Below are 237 nucleotides of genomic sequence, written 5' to 3' on the forward strand. Positions count from 1 at the left end.
GGCCTCCCCTAACCGCTTCATCAGGTGAAGCGGATCTGACCTGTCATCAGAACGAGAGAATTATGTTTAAACCGGAACTCCTTTCCCCGGCGGGAACGCTGAAAAATATGCGTTACGCTTTCGCTTATGGCGCAGATGCTGTTTATGCGGGCCAGCCGCGTTACTCCCTGCGTGTGCGCAACAACGAATTCAACCACGAAAATCTTCAGCTCGGCATCAATGAAGCCCACGCGCTGG

The 237-nt window shown here is 53.6% G+C and carries 1 pseudogene; it reads left to right on the forward strand.

Going from position 1 to position 237, the window contains the following annotated elements:
• Nucleotides 1–62 precede the first annotated feature (62 nt).
• A pseudogene (locus SB756_RS35270) lies at nucleotides 63–237 on the forward strand (U32 family peptidase); the annotation flags it as partial.

Origin of the sequence: Pseudomonas sp. SIMBA_068 (assembly GCF_046534705.1) — a bacterium.
Lineage (GTDB): Bacteria > Pseudomonadota > Gammaproteobacteria > Pseudomonadales > Pseudomonadaceae > Aquipseudomonas > Aquipseudomonas putida.